Annotated in this window: 2 protein-coding genes; both read right to left on the reverse strand. The window is 43.5% G+C overall.

The features are described 5' to 3' along the window. The coding region (locus tag R7Q46_RS26405) for a response regulator (RefSeq protein ID WP_318078115.1) at window positions 1-469 on the reverse strand (469 nt) is incomplete at its 3' end. A 95-nt stretch (window positions 470-564) separates the two neighbouring features. Further along, a partial coding sequence (locus tag R7Q46_RS26410) for an Hpt domain-containing protein (protein ID WP_318078116.1) occupies window positions 565-787 on the reverse strand: 223 nt, incomplete at its 5' end.

The raw sequence follows: 787 nt of genomic DNA on the forward strand, positions 1-787 counted from the left end.
GAAGGGTATCGGTGGCTTCAATCACGCCTTCAAAGTCCATCTCACGCAGTTTTTCGTAAATCGGTAGTAGCACGCTTCTGCGTTTCATGGCTGACAGCAGTCGGTTGCGAAAAAAGGTGTGATTAAACGGTTTTAGCAAGTAGTCATCAGGGTCGCAGTCCACTATTGAACGAACGATTTTGTGATCATTTTCTCCGGTCAAAAAGACGAACGTTGTATGTGCAGGAAGAATTTGCGCGTGCTTTAACTCTTCTAACAACTGAAAGCCATTGAGCTGAGTTTGAAAGTTGTAGTCACAAATCACCAAATCAAAATGCATTTGCTTACAAAGATTGATGACCTCAAAAGGTTTATAAGCGTAATAGATGTCACTTAAATCGAGTTGTCGAAGTATCGCGGTCACGCTGCTCGTAACCAGCCTGGAATCGTCAGCGACCAGAACTTTACACAGATTACGGTCAAAACTCATGGGTCAATCCTTGTGCAGTCAAAGCGTGTAATAAAATTCAATGCAGTGGAAGCTTAAATGCTTCTCTTGAGGTTTTTTGAGGGAAGAGAATCGTTTTACGTATGTTGAGTAACCCAATGCTGGACGTCATCAACGCTTAGCTCTAGATCGGTGATGAGTTTCTCTAACGCCGTTTGATAAAGGGGGGAGTCAGATCGGCACAATTGTTCGGTCAATAAAGCGGATTGATGAATATGCTCCAAGCCTATTTGTGCGAGCCCGCCTTTAATCTTGTGCACGGTCTGGAGTAAATGTTTTGGTTCGTGTAGATGCGCTTTT

It is taken from the genome of Vibrio sp. 811 (assembly GCF_033339195.1).